Origin of the sequence: Neobacillus niacini NBRC 15566 (assembly GCF_001591505.1) — a bacterium.
Classification (GTDB): domain Bacteria; phylum Bacillota; class Bacilli; order Bacillales; family Cytobacillaceae; genus Neobacillus; species Neobacillus niacini.
The window spans coordinates 1-21,529 of the sequence record NZ_BCVA01000066.1; the positions used below are offsets into that span (position 1 = coordinate 1).

Sequence of the window (21,529 nt, forward strand, 5' to 3'; positions counted from 1 at the left end):
TAGTGTTACTTTTATCGTACACCCTTTTGGTGCATGTTCTTCTAAATGCTTTTTGATCAAGCCCTGAATTTTTTCCGGATTTTGATTATTGACTAGACGGCAGGTATTTTGGCATGCGCCTCGTTCGGAATGACGGTTTTTGTACCTTCCCCCTGAAATACACCCCAAATGCCGTTTAATTCTAATGTTGGCCGAGAACTGATTTTCTCAGGATATGGGTAATTATTTTCCCCACCCGTTAATTCCGCTAAACCTAATTGTTTTTTTAACTTTTCTTCATCAAAAGCCCCGTGCTTTAATTTGTTCCTTTTCAAATTCCGTTAATTCTAAAACATCATCATAGAACTGAACCACATTTACCTTTCCGTTTGCATCATGAAGAGTAGAAAGCAGCTTCACTAATAAATGGTTAGCGTTCTGAACTACTCCGCCGAACATGCCTGAATGCAAGTCGGTATTCGCCGTTTTAAAGGAAAACTCGAGAGCAGCCAGACCTCTTAAAGAATTTGTAATCGCAGAATCGGAAATGATCACCATATCACAGGCTAGTTTTTCTTTATTGTCAGCTAAAAACTGTGGAAGATGAGAACTTCCGATTTCTTCTTCTCCTTCGATGCAAAATTTCAGATTTACCGGTAATTTATTTTCTACTTTCAGCAGGGATTCGACAGCTTGGATATGTAAGAATGTTTGCCCTTTGTCGTTGTTGCCCCTTTCGCAAAGATTATTTCATCAAATTACGGAAAATGAAAGAATCTCTAATTGATATTTTTGATATTTTCAATTCCATCGTAGGAATAAAAGAAAGGTTTTTGTTTTAGGTTCTTGAAGAGAAGTGATAAATGCATTGATAATTGAAAAACAATCTCGTTACTATTCCGTCTATTTTTGTCTATTATAATTCCCACTACTGTTCCACTGTGAGCAACAACAATTCCGCCTTGAAAGGCATGAGCTAATTTTTCCATTTCAAAAAAATAAGGTTTTCTTAATACTTTTTGATTCACTCGTGCACTAATCGTTGTTGCCTTACAAATATGAGAAAACTCGTTTTTTCTGAACCCTTCTCTAACCCAATGATATGCTTCTGAAAATAGATGTTGATCATATTGATCATATGCTTTTCTTAATTGATTAAATTCTATTGTATTTATGGCTCCCCCGAGGTCTATCCCAACGAGGATGAAGGGCGGAAAAACTCCAAAGCTTTCAATAAGATCACCATGTATATAATCATAAGCCACAACCTCATCATACATAACACCATCTGTTGGCTCAATTTTAGCGGCTATTGCAGAAATTATATCTTGCGTTAGGGGGAGAGAGTAACTATGAGCAATTGCTTTTATAGATGCTACAATATCTGCAGAACTACTCGCCATCCCTTTGCCCATTGGAATATTTGACCGAATCTCAAGTTTGCCGCCACCATTCAGACCAAACTGATTTAATAACAATTTTCCGGCTTTCATTGCTTTCACCTTTGAATTCACACCTGTTAATTCTGGTGAAGTTGGATCTGGGATAAAGCTTGCCTCACTTCTCAAACTTTGGATTGGAAAAGTTATTAAAAAAGGCCGGTCGTCTATTATCCCTTGAACAAGTTCTCCAAATGTTCCATTACACCTTCCCTTACCTATTTTCATTGTGAAAGCTCCTATTTCATCCACAGTATAACCAACAAGGAAGTGATAACAGTTTGGGCACCCTTCATTGGCTAATCCGCCTTTTTGGGAAATCCTTCATTTTTTTTTCAATCAAATCAAGCTTTACGTGCGACCTTACATGATCCGCTAACAGATCAAATGCTTCTTCACGCAATTGGTTGAAGGATACACGCTGATGAATCGGCTCCAAACCTTTTCCTTGGCGAATCTGATTCAGCAGCTCCTTACGAAATTCATCATTATGAAAAATCCCATGAAAGTATGTACCAATGATTCTTTCATCTTCGGTTTTACAGCCATCTGATCGGCCTTGTGTATCAATTAGTCCCCGGGATTCTCGGGTCGTCCACGTTTCTCCCATATGAATCTCATAACCTGACACGTTGAAATGTTTGCCGTTAAGTTGTAAGAGTCCGTTTGATGACACGGTCGTCTTGTCTTTTGTAATGGTCGTCCTGATGGGCAGTAAGCTTAGACCTTCGATTTCATGGTGAAGTGATTCAATAGCAAACGGATCCTCGATTTCTTCACCGAGCATTTGATAGCCGCCGCAGATTCCAAATAGAAGGAATTCGTGCTTTTGCTGCAATTCCACGATTTTCTCTGCGATACCACTTTTTCTTAAAAACAGCAAATCCTCAATCGTATTCTTGCTCCCAGGAAGAATGACTAAATCTGGGCTGTGTAATTGGTCTGCTCTTGTAATAAACCGGACATGGCAATCTGGTTCGGTAAAAAAAGGATCGACATCGGTGAAATTGGAGATTTTCGGATACTGTATCACCGCAATATCAAGTTCTTTTTCGGTATTACGGATCGATGTATATTGATTTAATATCATGGAATCCTCGGCATCAATGTTTAAATTCTCTAAATAAGGAATCACTCCTAGAACCGGTTTCCCTGTATATTCCTCAAACCATGTTAATCCAGATTCCAAAAGCCGTCTATCACCGCGGAATTTATTGATGATGACGCCGATGATTCGGTCACGGTCATTAGGGTCCATAAGCTGAAGGGTTCCTACTAAACTGGCAAAAACTCCGCCTTTTTCGATATCCCCAATCAAAATTACAGGGGCATCAGCCATTCTTGCAACCCGCATATTGACTATTTCCCTGTCATTCAGATTAATCTCGGCAGGACTGCCCGCCCCTTCAATGACAATCCTTTCATACTTTTCTGACAGAACAGCAAGCGATTCTTTAATAAGCTCAATACCCGTTTGAAAGAATTCCTTTCGATACGCACTGGCTTCCATATTTTTATACGGTTTTCCATGGACCACAATTTGGGATTGGTTATCCCGATTCGGCTTGAGCAGAATCGGATTCATATCAGTTGTCGCCTGAATCCCTGCCGCTTCGGCCTGGACCCCTTGTGCTCTTCCTATTTCTTTTCCATCCACTGTGATATAAGAGTTTAACGCCATATTTTGTGACTTAAAAGGAACCGTTTTATACCCGTCCTGGGCGAATATACGGCAAAAGGCTGTCACGACGACACTTTTGCCGACATCCGAATTGGTACCTTGAAACATCAATTTAAGAGCCTCGGGCATTTTATTTGAACTCCTTACATTTGTTGATTTAATTTTCGACCAGCCCAAGGCACCATTGACTCCTCCAATATGTCTTGTCATGGGTCATATATTAGGTTGATGGAACTCGTTACCATATTCCACTCCCACTTTTCTGGCAAACATAAACCATAATACTAAGAAAAACCGGTTGTCTATCATCTAATGGTGATGATGATGATGTTCATACCCTTGTTCTTCCGCAAATTTACGGAAATTCTCTAAATCTTGCATTCCAGTCGAAGTACCGTTTAAGGCCTGATTCATTCGTTCTAAGAGTACCGTTCTTAACTTTGGATGATAGCCAAAATACTGAGCAATATCAATTGATATATGCGGATAAGACTCTTTAAACTGTTCGGCCATTTTATACATTCTTTCCATTAAAATTCCCGTAAATAAAAAATACGGCAGCATGATGATTTTTTTTGCGCCTAATTTAATGCAACGTTCCATCCCATCCTGCACAGTTGGCGTCGTTACTCCCATAAAGGCACTTTCAACAATAGGTACATTTAATTTCTCCCACAATAATCTGCTAATTTTATAAAAATCACCATTCGCATATGGATCGCTGCCGCCTCGTCCAATTAATAAAATGGCCGTATCGTCATGCTTTTGATCCACATCAAAACCTGCTTCAGTCAGTCTTGTTTTTAAAATTTCAAAAACTTCCTCATGAACACCGATCGTTTGTCCATAGGTAAATTGAACATCGGGGAAATGCTCTTTAGCATGTTCGATTTCTGCTGGAATGTGGAGTTTTGAGTGTCCTGCATGTAATAATATGATAGGAATTACATGGATTTCGTCCGCACCTTGTTCCACACACAGCTGAATCCCATCTTCGATATTTGGTGAGGCAAATTCTAAAAAACATGTTTCTATTAAAAGGGCTGGATCAATGTATTCTTTCATTTGCCCAATAAATTCCCGAACTTCTATATTCCCTGCCTCAAGCCTGCTGCCATGTCCAACAAATAATACAGCTTTTTTCATTGGTCCTTTACCTTTCTTGTATTTATCGATTCCTTTCATTCGATTATCGCTGCGTTTCCGCACACCGTGCTCCATTGAATAAATGATCGCATCTTGTTCAACAGCTTCATGAACAATATCACGCGCGGTTTCTTCATGTTGAACCGAATACCATGTCCCTTTTGGGTAATCAATTACGACGCATTTATCTTTACAGCGGCCGTTACATCGTGTCCGAGATGTATGAATTTGCTCATCTAAACGGTTTTTCCGGATTTCGTCTCGAATTTGCTGCGTCACCTCCTCAGCACCTGCTCCCATACAGGTTGCCCCATTGCAAATGAGTAAGTGACGCTGCATTTGCGTTAAATTCCATGTTGTCATAAAGTGACCTCCCCCTCTCCCATCATCTTGTAACCACTTTGACTATTTGTTTATCCAACAGTGCCCCGATTAAAGCCCTTATTCGTAATGTCAATACGAAACTTAGTCATGTAACTTTACAGGCTCCCAACTAATAATCGCAGCATAGAATGGGTAACGGTATACATACTGGCCATCCTCAATTGCTATAAAGCGTTCGAGCGATGCTTTCACATGTGCCATATCAAACCGAGGTGATAAGATTTTTTTGCTTTGTGCTTCATATAATTGCTGCAATGTATCATAACGATACACACGCTCCAGTTTGAGCATTTCACAATTTGCATAAATTCCTAACTGATACAGCATATTGACGATCATAATATAATCACGGCGAGGATGTTTAATGTCATAGCCAAACTGCTCATCTAAAACAACATAATGCGGTTGTATAGGTCCTGTTGTTAAACCAATGATGGCACGCTTTTTGGCAAGACTGTTCATTTTTTTCAGCGCCGCATTCATTTCATACATACGATAAAAGCAGTTCACCCCAATAACAACATCATGCTGCTCAATTTGCGCTTCTTCCCATTTACTATGAACGTACTGAACATTTGTATCGTTTTTAAAGTATTGTAATAAATAAGCAAGCACACTTTCAGAACCATCCACTAACGTTAATCTTTCGACATCTTGTCGGAGTTGGAAGGTATAGTTGCCCCATCCCGGCCCAATTTCAATACAAGTTGAATTTTGCGCGATATGGTGTTTCATTTTTTCGTAGATTTTTTCTGCATAGTTATCTGTTTGCTTGTATGTCTTTTTCTTCATGGACTGAGCCCAATATGCTTCTTCCAGCACATCATCGATCATTCTTTCTGGCATCTTGCCATGCCAGTCTAACATGCCTTCTTTCCACTGCTTTTCAAAATCAAATTGTAACGGGGAACTTTTTATCATTGAATTTTCTCCTCAATTTCCAAAACACAAATGGACAACCCTTGCTGAATACAACAGCTGTTCCTACTTCATTCACAACTTTTTTATGCTGTTTGGTCTGTACTTCAGGGCGATCCCGTGCTTAAAACTCAAGCCCCTTCATCGCTTTGACATCCTGATCAGCATAATAATGTTTTGTGGCATCAATCGTTGATACTAGATCAGCTATAGCGAGTAGAGATGGATGTGCAGAACGGCCTGTGATGACAAGGTGCATCGTTTGGGGGCGGTTTTGTATGGCCTCTAACACCTCTTGTAATGGCAATACATCGTCGATTGGAAAACGTGTGATGGCTAACGCATTATTCAGTTCATCCAGTACTAATAGGTCTGTTGTTTCATCTTTTAGCTCTTCTATTATAATCTGCCAGGCTTTCGCAAGTGCCTCGCGATGCTCCTCCGGTGTTTTCGTCCAAGTAAAACCGATACCTAATTGCACTGTTTCAACACCAAGTTTTCGTAGGGCAATTTGTTCACCATATGTACGCTCAGGTGATTTAATAAATTGAAAGTATTTCACCCTCATGCCGCGGCCAATTGCGCGTAATGCGACACCAAGTGAAGATGTTGTTTTTCCTTTGCCTTCACCTGTATAAACTAACAGCATCCCTTGTCGTGTCATGTATAAACCTCCTTATAGCCAAGTTGTTTTTTCTGCAAATGGTGTACGCTTTTTCGCGGAAGTGAATTCTTCTGCAGGGTAACCAATGCATAACGTCCCTACCAATTGCTCCCCAACCGGTGCACCAATAAAATCATGTAATGCTGTATCATGCACTAAGCCAACACCGCGTGTACGCCATACCATGCCTAAACCCAGCTGTTCAGCCATTAACCACATCGACATAATCGCACTGCTGACTGCAAAGGTATTATCTTTGGTTGCACCTTCATCAGCTTCGACAATGGCAGAAGTCACCACAATGATAAGCGGTGTTTTTGTGATGGCTTCCATTGAGCTTTCCACCAAATGTGGTTTTGTTGGGAAGCGTTTTTGTAAATAATCAAGCGCCACCTTCTCATAACGTTTTAAGCTGTCTCCCTGTAATACATAGAAATGCCATGGCTCACGCATACGGTCATTTGGTGCATACGTTGCTGCTTCTAATACCGTCTCAATTTTGTCACGTTCTACTTCGCGCGTTTCAAATTGTCGAATCGCACGGCGTTTTTTTAATACTTCTAACATAATTCATGCTCCTTTTCTATAAACCAGGCAATTTGATCTCGTACACTAACCACTTCACCAACTAAAATCATCGATGGATTAGAGATACGATGTTTTTGAATATCTTGTGCGATCGTGGAAAGATTGCCTGTAATCGTACGCTGATTTTTGGTTGTGCCCCATTCAATGACGGCAACAGGGGTTGTTTCACTTTTGCCATAGGTTATTAAGCTTTTCGCAATATGTGCGATATTGCCTATGCTCATATAAAAGGCTACTGTATCTATTTGAGCAAGCGCGGACCAATTTAAAAAGTCCTGCTGCTTTTCTTGGCGGCCATGACCTGTAACAATTGCAAAGCTTGCAGCGTGATCACGATGTGTCACTGGAATCCCTGCATAAGCAGGTGCCGCAATCCCCGCTGTAATGCCAGGCACGATTTCAAATGGAATATCGGCTTGCCGTAAAATCGCGGCTTCTTCTCCACCACGTCCAAAGACAAATGGGTCACCGCCTTTTAAGCGGAGAACCTGCTTGCCAAGATTGGCTTGCTCCACTAGTACACGATGAATTTCATCTTGAATCAGTCCATGCCTGCCTGGCTCTTTTCCACAATAAATCAGCTCGGCATCAGGTTTCGCATGTTTTAATAATTCAACATTCACCAGACGGTCATATAAAATCACATCTGCTTGCTGAATGCACTCTAATCCACGAATCGTCAATAGTTTTGGGTCACCAGGACCAGCTCCTACAATATATACAAATCCGCTCACCGTTTTTCTCCTATACGCTGCTGCAGCCACGCTTCACATTTTTGTTTTTCACCTTGCTCGATCCATTGTAATAACTGTGGATCGAGGAGCTCTGCTAATAGCTGTTTTTTCGCATCGCCCGAAGACACCTGTAAAATTCGCTGACGTGCATTCTTTAAAAATGAAACATACTGCGCGTAATGTACTCCAAATTGCGCTTCTAAATCTGTCTTTATTTGCCGTGTCAGACCTGGACTAGCTCCAGACGTCGATACAGTCAAAACGAAATCACCGCGTCGAACGACTGCTGGATTGATGAAATCAACACGTCCTTTTGCATCCGCACGGCTGAGTAATTGCCAATGCTGGGCCGCTTCTTCCACTGCATTGTTTACCTCTTCGTCATTTGTAACGGCGAAAATCAGTGCTGCATCATCTAAATCAGCAGGTTCAAATACTTTTTCTTTCCATGTCACAAGCCCTTCATTGATATAGTGCTGCAATTTTTCTGTTACCGCTGGGCTTATCACTGTCACTAGCGAATTTGTTGGCAGCAGTGCTTCCACCTTTTGACGTGCTACATGTCCGCCTCCAACAATAACAACCTTTTTATAGTCAATATTCATTAATAGTGGGAAATAATTCATTGTTTACCTCCAAACATGCTGTCAGCCAATTTTTCACAAGCTGTGGATTCGAAGCAAAATGAAAGTGTGTATAGCCGGCAACAATATTTTTATGCAGATAACCTTCCTGCTGAGCACGAAAACGGCCTTTACAAAAATAAGCTGGTGATGTATGCTCCCCCTCATACGTTGAGTAATGGAACTCATGCCCTTTTGCCTGCTCCTCTTCATGGATTAGAAAGTTCCCCGGAACACCTGTAATTTCCCGGTAGCCAAGTGCCGCTAATTTATTCTGCATCCGTACACGTCCTGGAATGATCCCGAGCATCGGGAATACCTGTCCTTGACGATTCACAATTTCCTCTGTTAAATACATAAAACCGCCGCATTCCGCTAATGTTGGCACCCCTCGCTTAAGCGCGGCTCTTATTGATTGCTTCGTTTCTTCATTTTTCGCCAAGCTTTCTGCAAACTCTTCCGGGAAACCGCCGCCGATATACAGCCCCTGCGCTCTTTCTGGAACTTCCTCATTTTGTAATGGAGAAAAGTAATGCAATGTTGCACCATATACACGGAGCAATTCTAAATTTTCTTCATAATAAAAGTTAAAGGCGGCATCCTTTGCAACTGCAATATGTACTTCTTGTCTTTGCGGCTGTGCATCAAAGATAGATTCAGAAACATCCAATGATTGTGTTTTGGTAATTTCCAGCAGCTGTTCAATATCCACTGTTTCTTCGATTGCTTCTGCTAGACTATCAAAATATGAATCTAAATCACCACGTTCAATGGCTGGCACTAAACCCAAATGACGGCTCGGCATCGATTGGACAGCTCCTTTTGGCAGATAGCCAATGACAGGAATCCCACATTCTTGTTCAATCGCTGCTTTGACAATTTCAAAGTGGTTTTTACTTCCTAATTGGTTGGCAATAACGCCAACAATATTGGAGCTTTTATCTAACATTTGAAATCCTTTGACAATCGCAGCCGCACTTCTTGCCATACTTGCCGCATTGATAATTAAAATGACGGGACTTTTTGTAATCTCACTAATATGAGCAGCAGAACCTTCATTTGATAATGGGGATTTGCCGTCATAAAAACCCATCACTCCTTCAATAATAGCTGCATCTGCATCTTTGCTCGCTCTTGCGACAATGGCACGGACCGTATCATGAGACATCATGAAACTATCAATATTACGAGAAGGGCGTTTGGTGACAGCTGTATGATACGCTGGGTCAATATAATCTGGGCCGCATTTAAAACCCTGGACTGTTAAACCACGCTTCATAAGCGCACGCATGATGCCGATTGTGAACGTTGTTTTTCCAACACCGCTTCCAGTACCAGCTAGAACAAATCGATTCATCGTACTTCCTCCTCGAAGTTGACACGTGCAATAGATATAGTCACATTTCCGCTTTTCTTTTTCTCCAGCAGTAACTCTTTCGCATTCGCATAACGCAATGCGGCCGGCTCACTGACCCCATATGCACCTGTATATTTAAAGACTGTTTCCGATGGGTTTTGCATTGGTATTTCATTTAGCTGGTCAGGTGTGTAAGTTATAAAATGCCAGTTATATTTAGCAGTTAATTCAAGAAGGCCTGTTTCGTTATTCTTTAAGTCGATGGTCGCAACTGCTTTGACACTTTTTTTACTTAAACATAGCTCCGCTAATGTTTCATCTATGACTTGTTCAATTTCTTCCATTGCCGTACCGCGATTACAGCCAATGCCCAGTACAATTGATTTTGGACGATATATAACTCCGTTTTCGAGCAGCACCTCTTCATGTGCCGCAATTAAACGATCTGTAATAAGCAGTGCGGCTTGTGGCTTTGCCATGATCGCTTCATCTATCGATGGATAAATTTTTAAATTGTCAGGCATTAAGCGATCGTACATCCACCAATTTTTTTCTCCCGTCTCCTGAACGATTGCAACATGTTCCTCATTGACAACCGAGGCACTAACAGGTGTTAATTTTTCTTCGCTATCCCACATCCACCCAAATTGGGCGCCAAATAAATCCACTGAAATCGTTTTTTGAACATCTGATGCGGTTGTAACAACGGGTACTGCACCAATCGCATTGGCAAATTCATGGGTTAAGGCATTGGCACCGCCAATATGCCCCGATAATACGCTGACGACAAACTGACCTTTATCATCCACCACTAACACTGCAGGATCTTTCTTTTTATCAATCATTAGCGGAGCAATCATGCGAACGACAGCACCGAGGGATATGATGCAAATGATCCCTTTATACTGCTGGAACAAAGCAGGCAGCAATAGGCGAACCGTACCATCAAACAACTGAATTTTGCGCGTGTCTTCGTCGCCCTGCTCGAATTTCTTCATATAATATAGGTCCGCATACGGAAATTTTTCCGCGTAGCTTCTTGCATGTGCCACCCCATGTTTCGTTATGGCGACGAGAGCATATGGTTTGCGCTTTTCTATTACAGGAATTTCACCTTCACGTAAACTAATCATTCTCCTTCACACCTTTGCGGAAGCCATGAGTGAAGGTTTTGTCATATAGCTTCGAACGATAATTTTTTTCATGGATATGCGGATCTAATGCCCAGCCTGCTAGAATCATCGCATGCTTACGAATGCCATTGATACGCATTGCTTCATCTAATTCAGCCAGTGTTGTGCGCACAATTTTTTGATCTGGCCACGAAGCACGCTGTACAACCGCAACGGGTGTATCGTCTGCCCAGCCTGCTGCCTGCAATTCTTTGGTTATTTTCTTTGTTAATGTCGCACTTAAAAACATGGCAATCGTACAGTGATGGCTTGCCAGTGCCTGTAATTTTTCACGCTCAGGCACTGGTGTACGTCCTTCAGCCCGTGTTAAAATCAGCGTTTGGGTTAAATCAGGAATCGTCAGCTCTGCGCCAACTGCTGCGGCAGATGCAAAAACAGAACTTACACCTGGAACAACTTCATAGGTAATCTCATGCTGCTTCAACAGCGCCACTTGCTCCATCGTTGCCCCGTACATCGCCGGGTCGCCTGTATGTAAACGTACAACCTTTTTGCCTGCATGTACACGCTCAACGATACAATCCACCATTTCCTGTAGATGCATCCCTGCTGTTCGGATAATTTCGGCCGACTCCTTCGCTTCCGCTACTAACGATTCACTTACGAGTGAATCAGTATACATCACAACATCCGCTTCTTTTAATAGCTTTAAACCTTTCACCGTGATTAAATCCGGATCCCCCGGTCCTGCTCCAATAATCCAAATTTTCTTCATTATTTGCGCACCACCATACATGACAAGTAATTTAATTCTGAACCCCGAAGTTCATTGATCTTCCAAATTACCTCTTCGTCAGATGTAACTTTTGTAACGACATGTGCTTTTTCTAATAAATTCATTTCCTCTAGTAGATCGAGCATTGCGTCTAAAACTTTTGCTACTTTGATAAAGACAATCGCATCGTGGTTTTCAATTACTCGGCGCATTTCTGCCATATCTTCCGTAGCAGGTATCATGGCGACATGGTCATCACCATCAGCCAATGCAATCCCTAAGCGATTAACAGAACCATTAAATGACGAAATACCTGCTACCGTTTCAATCGGGACATCTGGGTGCATCGATTTCATTAAATTCATTAAATGAATAAATGTGCTGAACAGCATCGGATCCCCTTCTGTTACAAAAGCTACATCTTTTCCTTGAACTAAATAGCTATAAATCGCTTCCACTGATTTTGTCCACTCAGTGCGCAGTGTATCTTCATCTTTTGTCATGGGGAATACCAAACCAAGCATCTCTTTTTCTGCCGGGTTAATATACACTTCTACAATACGATGGGCATAAGATTTACTGCCCTTTAATTTTTTGGGATATGCAATGACTGGGCTTTCCTGCAATCTTCGAAATGCTTTTACCGTGATTAATTCTGGATCTCCCGGCCCAACACCTAATCCATATAATTTTCCTATTCTCATTATTCTTTTCCTTTCTTTGCTGTCACAATATAGATTGGATTTAACGGTTCAAAACGCGTTAAATTTAAGATTGGTTTACTCTTTGAAATTTGTGCCTGTAATATCGATACTTCACAGCCTAATGCTTTTAGCTGCTTCAGCGCTTCTGCCAGATTTTCAATCGTTGCAATATTCATTACAAGGCGTCCATCTGGTTGTAAGCGTGAAATACATGTTTGCAATAAATGCTCCATATTCCCACCGTTGCCGCCAATAAAAATCGCATGCGGATCAGGAAATTCTTCCAGACGGTCAGGTGCCTTCCCCAGCACTGCAACAAAATCTGTACGATGTTTTAATTGATTTTCCAGGCAGTTTTCAAGGTCACCCTCATTTTTTTCAATGGCATACACGGCACCTTCCCGAGCAATTTTCGCTGCTTCAATCGCAACTGAGCCTGTACAGGTTCCTATATCCCAAACAATGCTATTTTCATTAAGACCTAACTCCTGCAGACAAAGAGTCCGAATTTCTCTTTTAGTAATTAATCCTTTATCTGGTTTTCGCTGAATAAATGAAGCATCCGGAATTCCAAGAGAGGTACGTTCTACTGCCACTCGCTGTTTTAAAATCACAACATTCAATGGAAAAAAGGAAGTCTGCTCCATTTCGTCCAATGTGAAGAAGCGGCACCGCTCCTTTTCACCTTGTAGATTTTCAGCAACAAAGGCATCGTATTCTGTCATGCCGAAACGCTTTAAATACGTTGCAATTGTCTGCGGAGAATTCGTTTCATCTGTTAAAACAGCAATTTTTTTACGCCCATCAATCCTTTGTGCAAACCCTTTAATGGAACGGCCATGCAAGCTGACAATATACGCATCCTGCCAGCTTTCCTGCATTTTAGAAAAAGCAAGCTGTACCGAGCTGGTATAAGGATAAATCTCTAATGGAAGCTTCTTTGCAAGTACACTGCCAAGTCCATAAAACAGTGGATCACCGGACACTAATATAACGGTATTCCGTGTTTCTTGCTGTAATTCAGCTATTAACGCTGACAAACCGCCTTTGATTACTTTTTTCTCTTTTTTATATTCCGGAAAAAATTGCAAATGACGTTCCCCGCCTACAAGCACATCACATTCATTGATCCACTCAGCATATTGGGGGAGCAATCCTTCCGCGCCATTATCCCCTATACCAATCATCTTCATCCAATTTGTCAATGTTCTCAGCCTTTCCTAAACAGTCTCCATTCATGGCATACAAGGTTGTCGACACTTTCATGTCAGTATTCATATGATTCAGTGCATAGTAGCAGCAGTTTTTACAAAGTGCTGCAAAGAATGCCTCATTTCCCTGAAGCATTTCACCAACCTGTGAAGCCGTATTCGCCTGTAAAATTTCTCGCTGCATCGCCTCATCAACACCCACTTTATTGGCAATGCCTGCTAAAAACTCAAAGCTTATCGGTGCACTTTTTGAGTGAACCATCATAACGCCTTGGGCAACTTTTGAGAACTTCCCCATCATCCCTACTAGCGAGACTCTCGGAATCTTCTTTCGCGCAATATTTTTTAACGTAAAGCCGACAAAATCGCCCATTTCGATAAATGCTTCTTCGGGTAAATGAGGATACTGCTGCATTGCATATTTTTCACTGCGTCCGCCCGTTGTGATGACTAAATGCTCACATCCTGATTCTTTTGCTACATTGATCGCTTGCACGATACTTGCCATATAAGCGGAACTTGAAAATGGAACCACTGTTCCCCGTGTACCTAATATGGAAATACCGCCAATAATACCTAAACGCCCATTCAATGTTTTTTCAGCAATCTCTTCACCATCTGGTACGGAAATGACCACTTCAATTCCACAATCCAATTTATATTTTTCAATGACTTCTTGTACAACACCAAAAATCATTTTACGCGGAACAGGGTTTATCGCTGCTTGTCCTACCGGTACAGGAAGTCCAGCTTTTGTCACTCGCCCTACACCAACCCCGCCATCTAAATGGATACCTTTTTCTTTTGAAAACATGACGGTACTTTGAATTCGTGCCTGGTGTGTAGCATCAGGATCGTCCCCGGCATCTTTAATCGTTTCACACATTACCCTGCCTTCTGATACTTCAAATGAAGTTACTTTAAATGTTGCATACTGGCCAACCGGTAAATAAATCGTGACTTCATCAGGTACTTTTCCAACGACAAGAGCTTGCAGTGCTGCCTTTGTCATCGCTGCTGCACAAGCTCCTGTCGTGTAGCCATGACGCATTTGTGAGGGGTCTTTTTTATTTCGTTTCTTTTGCTCGTTCATCCGCCATAATCGAAATGGCATTAAGTGCAGCGACCGTCACTGTACTGCCACCCTTTCTCCCAACGTTCGTAATAAATGGAATCCCTTCGAGCACTGCTAACTCCGCTTTCGACTCTGCTGCTGATACAAAGCCGACTGGCATTCCAATAATTAAATCCGGTTTTGCCACACCTTCTTTAATCAAACGAATTAGCTCCAGCAAGGCGGTTGGCGCATTGCCGATGGCATAGATTCCTCCTTCATGTAAACGCGTTGCTTTTTGCATGGAAATAATCGCACGTGTTGTTCCTTGGGCCTTTGCTTCCTTTGAGACATCCTCATCCGCAATATAACAATGTAAATCCCCGCCATGCTTTTGGAATCGTTTCCGTCCAGAACCGCTTTCGATCATTTGTACATCCACCACTACATGACGGCCCGCTAAAATGGATTGAATCCCCGCCTCAATGGCATCAGGTGTAAATATCATGCTGCGGCCTAATTCAAAATCTGCTGAAGCGTGAATCACCCGCCGAACAACTAACCATTGCTCATCTGTAAATGAATGTTCGCCCATCTCTTCTTTGATAATGGCGAAACTGTAATCATAAATCTTGTCTGGATCTACCGTAACGGGGATAAATTTTGTATTAAAGTTCATGTTTGCCAAGAATAAAACCTCCTAATAGTTGAGTTACTTCTTCAAAAGAAGTACAAAAATTTTCATATTCAATCGCTGGCCGTTTTATTAAAATAACCGGAATCCCTAATTGCAGAGCAGCTGTCATTTTTTCATCTACAGATCCCACTTTGCCGCTTTCTTTTGTAATCATTAGAGTCACATTGTATTGCTCACATAGTGCTTTATTTAATGATTCCGAAAATGGGCCCTGGATCGCAATAATGTCCTTTTGTTTAACACCTAACTGATTGCACTTTTCCATGTTCCCTATATTTGGAAGCATTCTGCAAATAAGCCGGATTTCATCACGCATTAAATATTTCGTAAATACTTCTAACGTTTTACTGCCTGTTGTCAGCATGATCGTTCCTTTATGAGATTGAGCTAATTTGGCTGCTTCTTCATAACTTTCAACTTCTGTAATTAGCGGAGAAATAAACTGTTCTTCTGGCCTTTCATAACGAATATAGGGAATATTAGATGCTTGTGCTGCTGCCATTGCTGTTTTCGACGCTTCTTCCGCATATGGATGACTGGCATCGATGACACAGGTCATCTTTTGCTTCTGAATAAGCTCTGTCATGTCATCAACTGATAACCGCCCGACTTGATAAGGAATATGGTGGGCATTTAAACTTTCGGCAGCAGATTCTGTGACAACTGTTGCTAATAAAAGATAGCCTTGGTTTTGCAATTGAATGGCTAGTGCTCTCGCATCACTTGTGCCTGCTAAAAATAAAATCATGTGTTCCTCCTAATCTCCACATGGTGCCGGCTCGACTTCAATTTTGGAGCTCATATCCTGATAGTTAAAATACTGAATTTTTTTCACCCTTTTAAAATATTTAAAAAGACGTTCATTTGGATGGGCATTTTGTTTGTACTCTTCTATCATTTTCGTTAATAACGGCAGCAGCTCATCTGGTTCAATTCCTTCTGCTACTGGCTGTGCAGCATGAGCTGTACGGCCAACCGGCTTTGCGCCAATAAATAAATCAAATCTTTTCTTGCGGTAAACGATTCCGATATCATCGAATACTGCCCGATAACAGGCCATACCGCAGCCGTTGAAACCAATATGTAATTCTTTTGGAAGCTTTAAGCCCCCCAATTTTGCTGCTATTTCTTCAGCATATGGGATCGATTCTGCTTTTTCACCGTAGCAAAAATCACAAGCTTTTACATTTAAAATATCGCCGACAGGCATGACAATTAAATCATTTTGTTTAAGTCTTTCAACAATCGATTCAGGTTGATCTGTTGGAATCTTTAGTAAAAAACGATGATCCGGTGTATATTCCATGGTGCCTGTCTCGCCAATGGTTTCTGCCAATACACGCATTTGCTCTGGCTTAATAAATTTATTGGCAACACCAGGTGAAACAGCAAATTCAAATATATTTTCGATCGGCTGCTGAACTAAATGCGGATGTTCTATATCCGATTTAGTAACCATGGATAAAGCCTTTAAAGCCAAATCTAATGAGCTAACTTCTTGTTTTTTTCGTTCAATTTGCTCATAACCAGCTTGTGCTTCCCCTGTTTCTTGATTTAATGCCCATGGTTCGGCTTCCTTTTTCAAACGCTGATGCGGTTTTAAACTTTGCTTTTCTTCACCTAACGTATATTTACGCTGATACCCTCGAGGGGTAATGATTTTATTGTCATAAAAGAAAGTAGAAGAATTCCCGATAATAACCGTTGTCAGCATTCCTATCTCATGTTCAAGCATTTCGGCCAGTGTTGTCAGCACCACATTTTGATTTTCACGATAAGCACTTTTCACAAGTCCCACCGGTGTTTCAGGAGAACGATATTTTAATAGAATATTTTGTGCCTCTACAATTTGACGTGTCCGCCGGCCGCTTTTCGGATTATATAAAGCTATAACGAAATCCGCCATCGCAGCTGCTTCAATGCGCTTTTCTATTACGGTCCAAGGTGTTAAATGATCACTTAGGCTGATCGTGCAGGAATCATGCATGACAGGCGCACCCAATAAACTTGCACAAGAATTAATGGCTGAAATACCTGGAACAATTTCTACCTCAATTCCTTCTTTTTCAGTCCAGCCCTTCTCAATCAGCACTTCATACACTAATCCAGCCATACCATAAACGCCTGAATCTCCGCTGGAAATCACTGAGACAACTTGACCTGCTTCCGCTTTCTTTACTGCATCCTGTGCACGTGACACTTCTTCTGTCATACCCGTACTGACGATGGACTTTGCTGATACGAAGGGTTCAATTAGCTCCACATAAGTTTTATATCCAATAATACTATCACTTTGCTGCAATGCCACTACAGCTCGATTTGTAATATGCTCACGATCACCAGGACCAAAGCCAACAACAAAAATTTTTCCCTTTTTCATAGGCTTACCTCCAAATAAAAAATGCCTGCACTCCTTTTAAAAGGAATACAGGCATGTGATATGACAGTATAAAAATAAGCATACTGAAATACAAAAACAATTGAATAATTGTCCCGCCTATACTTCTCCCTCCGAAAAGCAAGTGTCGTTTAAATAAGCAGGTTTCCTGACTTAAGCTTCTTTTTACTCTTACACCTTCCCGATTTCTCAGTGGTATTGTAATTTCATCAGCTCTTACAGTAGCGGGGGCTGTACTAGACTTTCACTAGTTTCCCTTTTACCTCACAAAATGTGAGCACTTATTTAAAGTAATTATTAAATTTTTTATAACTATACCATATAATCTCGAAAGTTAACAAACTATTTTTTTGAAAATTTAATAAAATCTCTTTCTTACGTTGATTTGGTGCTTTCAAAAAATTATGCATCAATAAACCGAGATCACTCGTCAGGGTTCCACCTTAAACTTTAATGCTGGTCCCATTAAAACATGATTCCATCATTTCAAACAGTTCTGCCTTCGACCTCGGATACTTTATATTGGATGAATTCGTACTTTGAAATTTTTCAAACACTTCCATAATCCAAGGCTTTTGTAAATGGCTTCTTTCTAGTATTTCTCTTTTATTAAAAACCTCAACAGGTGTTCCTTGAGCTAGCAAATGCCCATTGTTTAAGATGATAACCTCATCTGCCCACTCATAAGCTAGATCTACATTATGTGTAGACAATAGAATCGTACGGTTTCGATGATGAATCTTTTCCAGTAGTTCCAACATTCTTTTTGAATAGTAAGGATCGAGCCCAGCTGTTGGTTCATCTAACACCATTAATTCAGGATCGATAGCAACAATTCCAGCGATTGCTACCCTTTTTTTCTGTCCGATACTTAAAAAGTGAGGGGGTTTATCTTTAAGCGATTCCGTTTCTGTTAATGTAATGACTTCCTTTACACGCCTCTCAACTTCTTCGGTGGGTAAATTTAAATTTTTTGGACCGAACTTAATATCTTCATAGACAGAAGAGGAAAAAAGTTGAGATTCAGAATTTTGGAACACAATACCGACTTGCTGCCTTAAATGCCGAATCTCTTTCTTTTTATAGGTCAACTTCTTTCCACTGTATAAAATGCTGCCACTTGTCGGCTTTAAAATACCGTTCATATGCAGAAATAGTGTCGATTTCCCAGCGCCATTGTTTCCTAATAAGGCTATCTTCTTCCCTTTTCCAATTGAAAGATTTATTTGATTCAATGCCATCGTTCCGTCTGCATATTGATAAGAAACTTGTTCAAACGTTATAATTTGTTCACTCACTCTGCATACTTCCTTTTCATAGGTCTTTCATGATTTTGTCATAATATAAATCATGAAAAGTGTTACAAACGAAATAAAAACAATGATAAAATTCCCTCGCTTATAGACCAATGATAAATCCACATCATATAAATGTTCATCTCCACCTCGACTATCAATTGCGATTTGAAGTTCTTTTGCTGAGTGCATCGATTTAATGAAAAGGCTGACAATAAGCTGTGCTACGCTTGAAAACCAGCTTCTATAATCTTGATAGCCAAACCTGCTGGATTGTGCAATATAAATTTCACTCACCTTTTCTAATAAAACAAAGATGAACCGATACGTAATCCCCATTAATTCTACAAAAACAATGGGGAGTTTTACTTTTTTTAATACCCACATAAATTGATTAAGAGGAGTTGATAAAACAAGAAAATATAAACAGCTCACACTTGCTAAAATCGTTGAAGCTAGTTGGTATGATTGTTGGATACTATTTGAACTAATATAGATTTGCCATAAACCTATTTCAGTCATCCAAAGCACATCTAAATCTTCTTGATAAATAGGTGCAATGGAAAATATGATTGCAACTAAGCTTGTCATTAAGAAAACAAATGGGACGAAAAGAAGTTTCAAATATGCCATAAACGGGATTTTCGCCTTAAATAGTACCAAAATACTCATTACAGTAAAGGTAAAACAAGCCACCGAAATATTTTTTGAAAGAATTGTAAAAAAGAGAAAGATCAACGCAAAGCTAACCTTCTCAACGGGATGAACATCTTTTAATCCGCTGGTATAAGCATAATCGTCAATTTTTATCATAGCATTCACTTCATTCTGTTATTGTTTGGATGAAGAATACTTTTTTCTAGCTTTTCCATATCCTAGACAATAGCCGATGATCATGGCTCCGAGAGCCGCTTGTAACGAGAATAGTAAACTTTCAATCTCTCCACTTGGTGGTTCCCATATGGCATGAAACCAAGGCTCATAGTTAGGTGCCACTTCGCTAATCACTTCCTCCGCTTGCCCGTCAGCTCCACCAAATTCAGCATCATTAAGAAAAATTAAAGGAATAATTGCTAATAAAATTACAATTAAAAATAATACTCCATTTTTCATGTTAGCTTGCCTCCTTAATTGAAAGTAATTGCTTTAATTCTTCCATATTATATTTTTGAAGTAAATTCATCACAATAACGGTAAGTAAGCCTTCACTGATCGCTAAAGGAACTTGTGTAAAACCAAAGATACTAGCGAACTTTACAAATGAAGCAGCAAAGCCCCCCACCTCAGCAGGGAAAGCTAAGGCTAGTTGAACCGATGTCACTAAATATGTCCCCAAATCCCCTAACATTGCAGCTAAAAAGACTGCAACAGCTAGAGAAAGGTTCATTTTTCTTCCAAACTTAAATATCCCATAAGCGAGTAGAGGTCCGACGACTGCCATGGAAAAGGCATTCGCTCCTAACGTTGTAATTCCACCATGTGCTAACAATAGTGATTGAAATAAAAGCACTATTGTTCCTAAAACACTCATCGCCGTTGGACCAAATAAAATGGTCCCCAATCCTACACCCGTTGGATGAGAAGAGCTGCCTGTCACTGAGGGAATTTTCAACGCAGATAAAACGAATGCAAATGCACCAGACAGACCCAGCATTGATTTCAATTCAGGATTTTCTTTTAATTTCTTCGTAATCGATCGTATTCCAACGGAAATAAATGGAATTGTGATCCCCCACCAAAAAACAGCCCAACCCAATGGTAGGAATCCTTCCATAATATGCATTGCATAGGCTGGGCGAAAAGAGTTCGACCAAAAATAGCTTGTTAAACCTAACAGTACAACAAATGAAACCCATAATGATCTTTTATTCAATTTAATCTTACCTCCACGGTATAAATAGTGATCAAACTAAAAAGAGCATTTAAACCTGGTGGGTTTAAATGCTCACAAAAACAATGGTATGATCTGCTTATTTTAAAAAAAAGCATACTTTCGTTTCCGTAAACACATCCCTATAGCCCGTAGGTCACATCGTGTTATCTAAACAGGCAGGTCTCCTGACTTACCATCTATGCTCCTTGCGTCTTCCCGCTTTAAAAAAGCAGTGACATTGTGCAAGTCGCTCCGGATTACAGTGGCGGGTACCGTGTCGGATTTTCACCGAACTTCCCTATTAAGCTATACATTGTTACATGCATAACACCTGTTTAAAATATGTATATAATTTTCTTTATAATACATTACCAGACTCTTGCTGTCTACCATATTATCTTGTTACCAAATTAACAAAAAGAAGCCGCTTATGATTTGAGCAGCTCGTTAAATAAAAAAAGAAGTGACAAAAAATCAATGTGACCAAAGAAGAATTTTTCACTTGTTCGCTAACCATTTTCTCCTTTTCTAACTTCATTAAAAATCCTCAATAACCTTTATATATCAAGGTTGGCGGGACTGCGTGGGAATCGAAACCACCAGACCCACATAAAAAAAGTGCCGGCACCGTCAAAATTTGGAAGGTACCGGCCACTTTTACCGGCAAAAAAGAGGGACGCTATATGCACCTCTTTGCCTATCTATTTAGATCAATTCTAAAAACGAACAAATCGTCAAGATCCCTTTATCAAAGTTTTCTAAGTTAAAATGTTCATTCGGAGCATGAAGATTTTCATCCGGCAAGCCGAATCCCATTAAGACCACTGGAGTATTTAAGGTATGGTTGAAATCCGATACAATCGGAATGGAACCCCC

General features: G+C 40.4%; 24 protein-coding genes and 2 riboswitches. All 24 genes read right to left on the minus strand.

Going from position 1 to position 21,529, the window contains the following annotated elements; translation table 11 throughout:
• Positions 1-92 precede the first annotated feature (92 nt).
• Entirely contained in the window at positions 93-314 is a 222-nt protein-coding gene (locus BANA01_RS30480) for a peptidase dimerization domain-containing protein (protein WP_063255420.1), read from the minus strand.
• Complete coding sequence (locus BANA01_RS30485; RefSeq protein ID WP_063255421.1) at positions 280-537, minus strand: peptidase dimerization domain-containing protein; 258 nt, start codon at positions 535-537, stop codon at positions 280-282. Before BANA01_RS30485 ends, BANA01_RS30480 begins: the two co-directional genes overlap by 35 nt.
• Positions 538-758: 221 nt before the next feature.
• Complete coding sequence (locus tag BANA01_RS26755) at positions 759-1,646, minus strand: GHMP family kinase ATP-binding protein (protein ID WP_063255422.1); 888 nt, start codon at positions 1,644-1,646, stop codon at positions 759-761.
• A gap of 64 nt (positions 1,647-1,710) precedes the next feature.
• Positions 1,711-3,228 carry a cobyric acid synthase gene (locus BANA01_RS26760; protein ID WP_063255423.1) on the minus strand — a complete coding sequence of 506 codons (1,518 nt, stop codon included), beginning with the start codon at positions 3,226-3,228 and terminating at the stop codon, positions 1,711-1,713.
• 180 nt (positions 3,229-3,408) lie between these two features.
• Positions 3,409-4,608 carry a CbiX/SirB N-terminal domain-containing protein gene (locus BANA01_RS26765; protein ID WP_063255424.1) on the minus strand — a complete coding sequence of 400 codons (1,200 nt, stop codon included), beginning with the start codon at positions 4,606-4,608 and terminating at the stop codon, positions 3,409-3,411.
• Positions 4,609-4,710: 102 nt separating this feature from the next.
• The gene (locus BANA01_RS26770; protein WP_063255425.1) at positions 4,711-5,550 is read right to left on the minus strand and encodes a methyltransferase domain-containing protein; all 840 of its coding nucleotides are present in this window, start codon (positions 5,548-5,550) and stop codon (positions 4,711-4,713) included.
• A 121-nt stretch (positions 5,551-5,671) separates the two neighbouring features.
• On the minus strand, positions 5,672-6,211 hold the full coding sequence (locus BANA01_RS26775; protein ID WP_063255426.1) for a cob(I)yrinic acid a,c-diamide adenosyltransferase: 540 nt from the start codon (positions 6,209-6,211) through the stop codon (positions 5,672-5,674).
• A 12-nt stretch (positions 6,212-6,223) separates the two neighbouring features.
• Positions 6,224-6,778, minus strand: a complete 555-nt coding sequence (locus BANA01_RS26780; RefSeq protein ID WP_063255427.1) for a nitroreductase family protein — start codon at positions 6,776-6,778, stop codon at positions 6,224-6,226.
• The gene (gene cobA, locus BANA01_RS26785) at positions 6,772-7,533 is read right to left on the minus strand and encodes a uroporphyrinogen-III C-methyltransferase (RefSeq protein WP_063255428.1); all 762 of its coding nucleotides are present in this window, start codon (positions 7,531-7,533) and stop codon (positions 6,772-6,774) included. Before cobA ends, BANA01_RS26780 begins: the two co-directional genes overlap by 7 nt.
• The gene (locus BANA01_RS26790) at positions 7,530-8,159 is read right to left on the minus strand and encodes a precorrin-2 dehydrogenase/sirohydrochlorin ferrochelatase family protein (protein ID WP_063255429.1); all 630 of its coding nucleotides are present in this window, start codon (positions 8,157-8,159) and stop codon (positions 7,530-7,532) included. Before BANA01_RS26790 ends, cobA begins: the two co-directional genes overlap by 4 nt.
• Positions 8,128-9,513, minus strand: a complete 1,386-nt coding sequence (locus BANA01_RS26795) for a cobyrinic acid a,c-diamide synthase CobB (RefSeq protein WP_063255430.1) — start codon at positions 9,511-9,513, stop codon at positions 8,128-8,130. The genes BANA01_RS26790 and BANA01_RS26795 overlap by 32 nt, the downstream gene beginning before the upstream one ends.
• Positions 9,510-10,646 carry a cobalt-precorrin 5A hydrolase gene (locus tag BANA01_RS26800; RefSeq protein ID WP_063255431.1) on the minus strand — a complete coding sequence of 379 codons (1,137 nt, stop codon included), beginning with the start codon at positions 10,644-10,646 and terminating at the stop codon, positions 9,510-9,512. Before BANA01_RS26800 ends, BANA01_RS26795 begins: the two co-directional genes overlap by 4 nt.
• Positions 10,639-11,421, minus strand: coding sequence for a precorrin-4 C(11)-methyltransferase (gene cobM / locus BANA01_RS26805; RefSeq protein WP_063255432.1), 783 nt, complete (start codon positions 11,419-11,421; stop codon positions 10,639-10,641). The genes BANA01_RS26800 and cobM overlap by 8 nt, the downstream gene beginning before the upstream one ends.
• Positions 11,421-12,125, minus strand: coding sequence for a precorrin-2 C(20)-methyltransferase (cobI, locus tag BANA01_RS26810; protein WP_063255433.1), 705 nt, complete (start codon positions 12,123-12,125; stop codon positions 11,421-11,423). Before cobI ends, cobM begins: the two co-directional genes overlap by 1 nt.
• Positions 12,125-13,318 carry a bifunctional cobalt-precorrin-7 (C(5))-methyltransferase/cobalt-precorrin-6B (C(15))-methyltransferase gene (locus BANA01_RS26815; RefSeq protein ID WP_063255441.1) on the minus strand — a complete coding sequence of 398 codons (1,194 nt, stop codon included), beginning with the start codon at positions 13,316-13,318 and terminating at the stop codon, positions 12,125-12,127. Before BANA01_RS26815 ends, cobI begins: the two co-directional genes overlap by 1 nt.
• Positions 13,293-14,429 carry a cobalt-precorrin-5B (C(1))-methyltransferase gene (locus BANA01_RS26820; RefSeq protein WP_063255434.1) on the minus strand — a complete coding sequence of 379 codons (1,137 nt, stop codon included), beginning with the start codon at positions 14,427-14,429 and terminating at the stop codon, positions 13,293-13,295. Before BANA01_RS26820 ends, BANA01_RS26815 begins: the two co-directional genes overlap by 26 nt.
• Positions 14,404-15,069, minus strand: a complete 666-nt coding sequence (locus BANA01_RS26825; RefSeq protein WP_174524449.1) for a precorrin-8X methylmutase — start codon at positions 15,067-15,069, stop codon at positions 14,404-14,406. Before BANA01_RS26825 ends, BANA01_RS26820 begins: the two co-directional genes overlap by 26 nt.
• Positions 15,059-15,835: a precorrin-6A reductase gene (gene cobK / locus BANA01_RS26830; protein WP_063255436.1), complete on the minus strand. Its 777-nt coding sequence runs from the start codon at positions 15,833-15,835 to the stop codon at positions 15,059-15,061. The genes BANA01_RS26825 and cobK overlap by 11 nt, the downstream gene beginning before the upstream one ends.
• Positions 15,836-15,844: 9 nt before the next feature.
• Positions 15,845-17,467: a precorrin-3B C(17)-methyltransferase gene (gene cobJ, locus BANA01_RS26835; protein ID WP_063255437.1), complete on the minus strand. Its 1,623-nt coding sequence runs from the start codon at positions 17,465-17,467 to the stop codon at positions 15,845-15,847.
• A gap of 139 nt (positions 17,468-17,606) precedes the next feature.
• Positions 17,607-17,785, minus strand: a riboswitch (cobalamin riboswitch).
• A gap of 143 nt (positions 17,786-17,928) precedes the next feature.
• Positions 17,929-18,783 carry an energy-coupling factor ABC transporter ATP-binding protein gene (locus BANA01_RS26840; RefSeq protein ID WP_235847246.1) on the minus strand — a complete coding sequence of 285 codons (855 nt, stop codon included), beginning with the start codon at positions 18,781-18,783 and terminating at the stop codon, positions 17,929-17,931.
• A 27-nt stretch (positions 18,784-18,810) separates the two neighbouring features.
• A complete protein-coding gene (cbiQ, locus tag BANA01_RS26845; RefSeq protein WP_063255438.1) occupies positions 18,811-19,593 on the minus strand; it encodes a cobalt ECF transporter T component CbiQ in 783 nt (260 codons plus the stop codon).
• An 18-nt stretch (positions 19,594-19,611) separates the two neighbouring features.
• On the minus strand, positions 19,612-19,893 hold the full coding sequence (locus BANA01_RS26850; protein ID WP_063255439.1) for an energy-coupling factor ABC transporter substrate-binding protein: 282 nt from the start codon (positions 19,891-19,893) through the stop codon (positions 19,612-19,614).
• A gap of 1 nt (position 19,894) precedes the next feature.
• The gene (locus tag BANA01_RS26855) at positions 19,895-20,653 is read right to left on the minus strand and encodes an energy-coupling factor ABC transporter permease (RefSeq protein WP_063255440.1); all 759 of its coding nucleotides are present in this window, start codon (positions 20,651-20,653) and stop codon (positions 19,895-19,897) included.
• A gap of 158 nt (positions 20,654-20,811) precedes the next feature.
• Positions 20,812-21,003, minus strand: a riboswitch (cobalamin riboswitch).
• 355 nt (positions 21,004-21,358) lie between these two features.
• On the minus strand, positions 21,359-21,529 hold a 171-nt coding region (locus BANA01_RS29375; RefSeq protein WP_157411900.1), incomplete at its 5' end, for a M20/M25/M40 family metallo-hydrolase.

Coding starts and splice junctions, on each gene's coding strand:
- BANA01_RS30485 (WP_063255421.1), bottom strand. CDS start 537: ATGGTGATCATTTCCGATTCTGCGATTACAAATTCTTTAAGAGGTCTG.
- BANA01_RS26755 (WP_063255422.1), bottom strand. CDS start 1,646: ATGAAAATAGGTAAGGGAAGGTGTAATGGAACATTTGGAGAACTTGTT.
- BANA01_RS26760 (WP_063255423.1), bottom strand. CDS start 3,228: ATGCCCGAGGCTCTTAAATTGATGTTTCAAGGTACCAATTCGGATGTC.
- BANA01_RS26765 (WP_063255424.1), bottom strand. CDS start 4,608: ATGACAACATGGAATTTAACGCAAATGCAGCGTCACTTACTCATTTGC.
- BANA01_RS26770 (WP_063255425.1), bottom strand. CDS start 5,550: ATGATAAAAAGTTCCCCGTTACAATTTGATTTTGAAAAGCAGTGGAAA.
- BANA01_RS26775 (WP_063255426.1), bottom strand. CDS start 6,211: ATGACACGACAAGGGATGCTGTTAGTTTATACAGGTGAAGGCAAAGGA.
- BANA01_RS26780 (WP_063255427.1), bottom strand. CDS start 6,778: ATGTTAGAAGTATTAAAAAAACGCCGTGCGATTCGACAATTTGAAACG.
- BANA01_RS26790 (WP_063255429.1), bottom strand. CDS start 8,159: ATGAATTATTTCCCACTATTAATGAATATTGACTATAAAAAGGTTGTT.
- BANA01_RS26795 (WP_063255430.1), bottom strand. CDS start 9,513: ATGAATCGATTTGTTCTAGCTGGTACTGGAAGCGGTGTTGGAAAAACA.
- BANA01_RS26800 (WP_063255431.1), bottom strand. CDS start 10,646: ATGATTAGTTTACGTGAAGGTGAAATTCCTGTAATAGAAAAGCGCAAA.
- cobM (WP_063255432.1), bottom strand. CDS start 11,421: ATGAAGAAAATTTGGATTATTGGAGCAGGACCGGGGGATCCGGATTTA.
- cobI (WP_063255433.1), bottom strand. CDS start 12,125: ATGAGAATAGGAAAATTATATGGATTAGGTGTTGGGCCGGGAGATCCA.
- BANA01_RS26815 (WP_063255441.1), bottom strand. CDS start 13,318: ATGAAGATGATTGGTATAGGGGATAATGGCGCGGAAGGATTGCTCCCC.
- BANA01_RS26820 (WP_063255434.1), bottom strand. CDS start 14,429: ATGAACGAGCAAAAGAAACGAAATAAAAAAGACCCCTCACAAATGCGT.
- BANA01_RS26825 (WP_174524449.1), bottom strand. CDS start 15,069: ATGAACTTTAATACAAAATTTATCCCCGTTACGGTAGATCCAGACAAG.
- cobK (WP_063255436.1), bottom strand. CDS start 15,835: ATGATTTTATTTTTAGCAGGCACAAGTGATGCGAGAGCACTAGCCATT.
- cobJ (WP_063255437.1), bottom strand. CDS start 17,467: ATGAAAAAGGGAAAAATTTTTGTTGTTGGCTTTGGTCCTGGTGATCGT.
- cbiQ (WP_063255438.1), bottom strand. CDS start 19,593: ATGATAAAAATTGACGATTATGCTTATACCAGCGGATTAAAAGATGTT.
- BANA01_RS26850 (WP_063255439.1), bottom strand. CDS start 19,893: ATGAAAAATGGAGTATTATTTTTAATTGTAATTTTATTAGCAATTATT.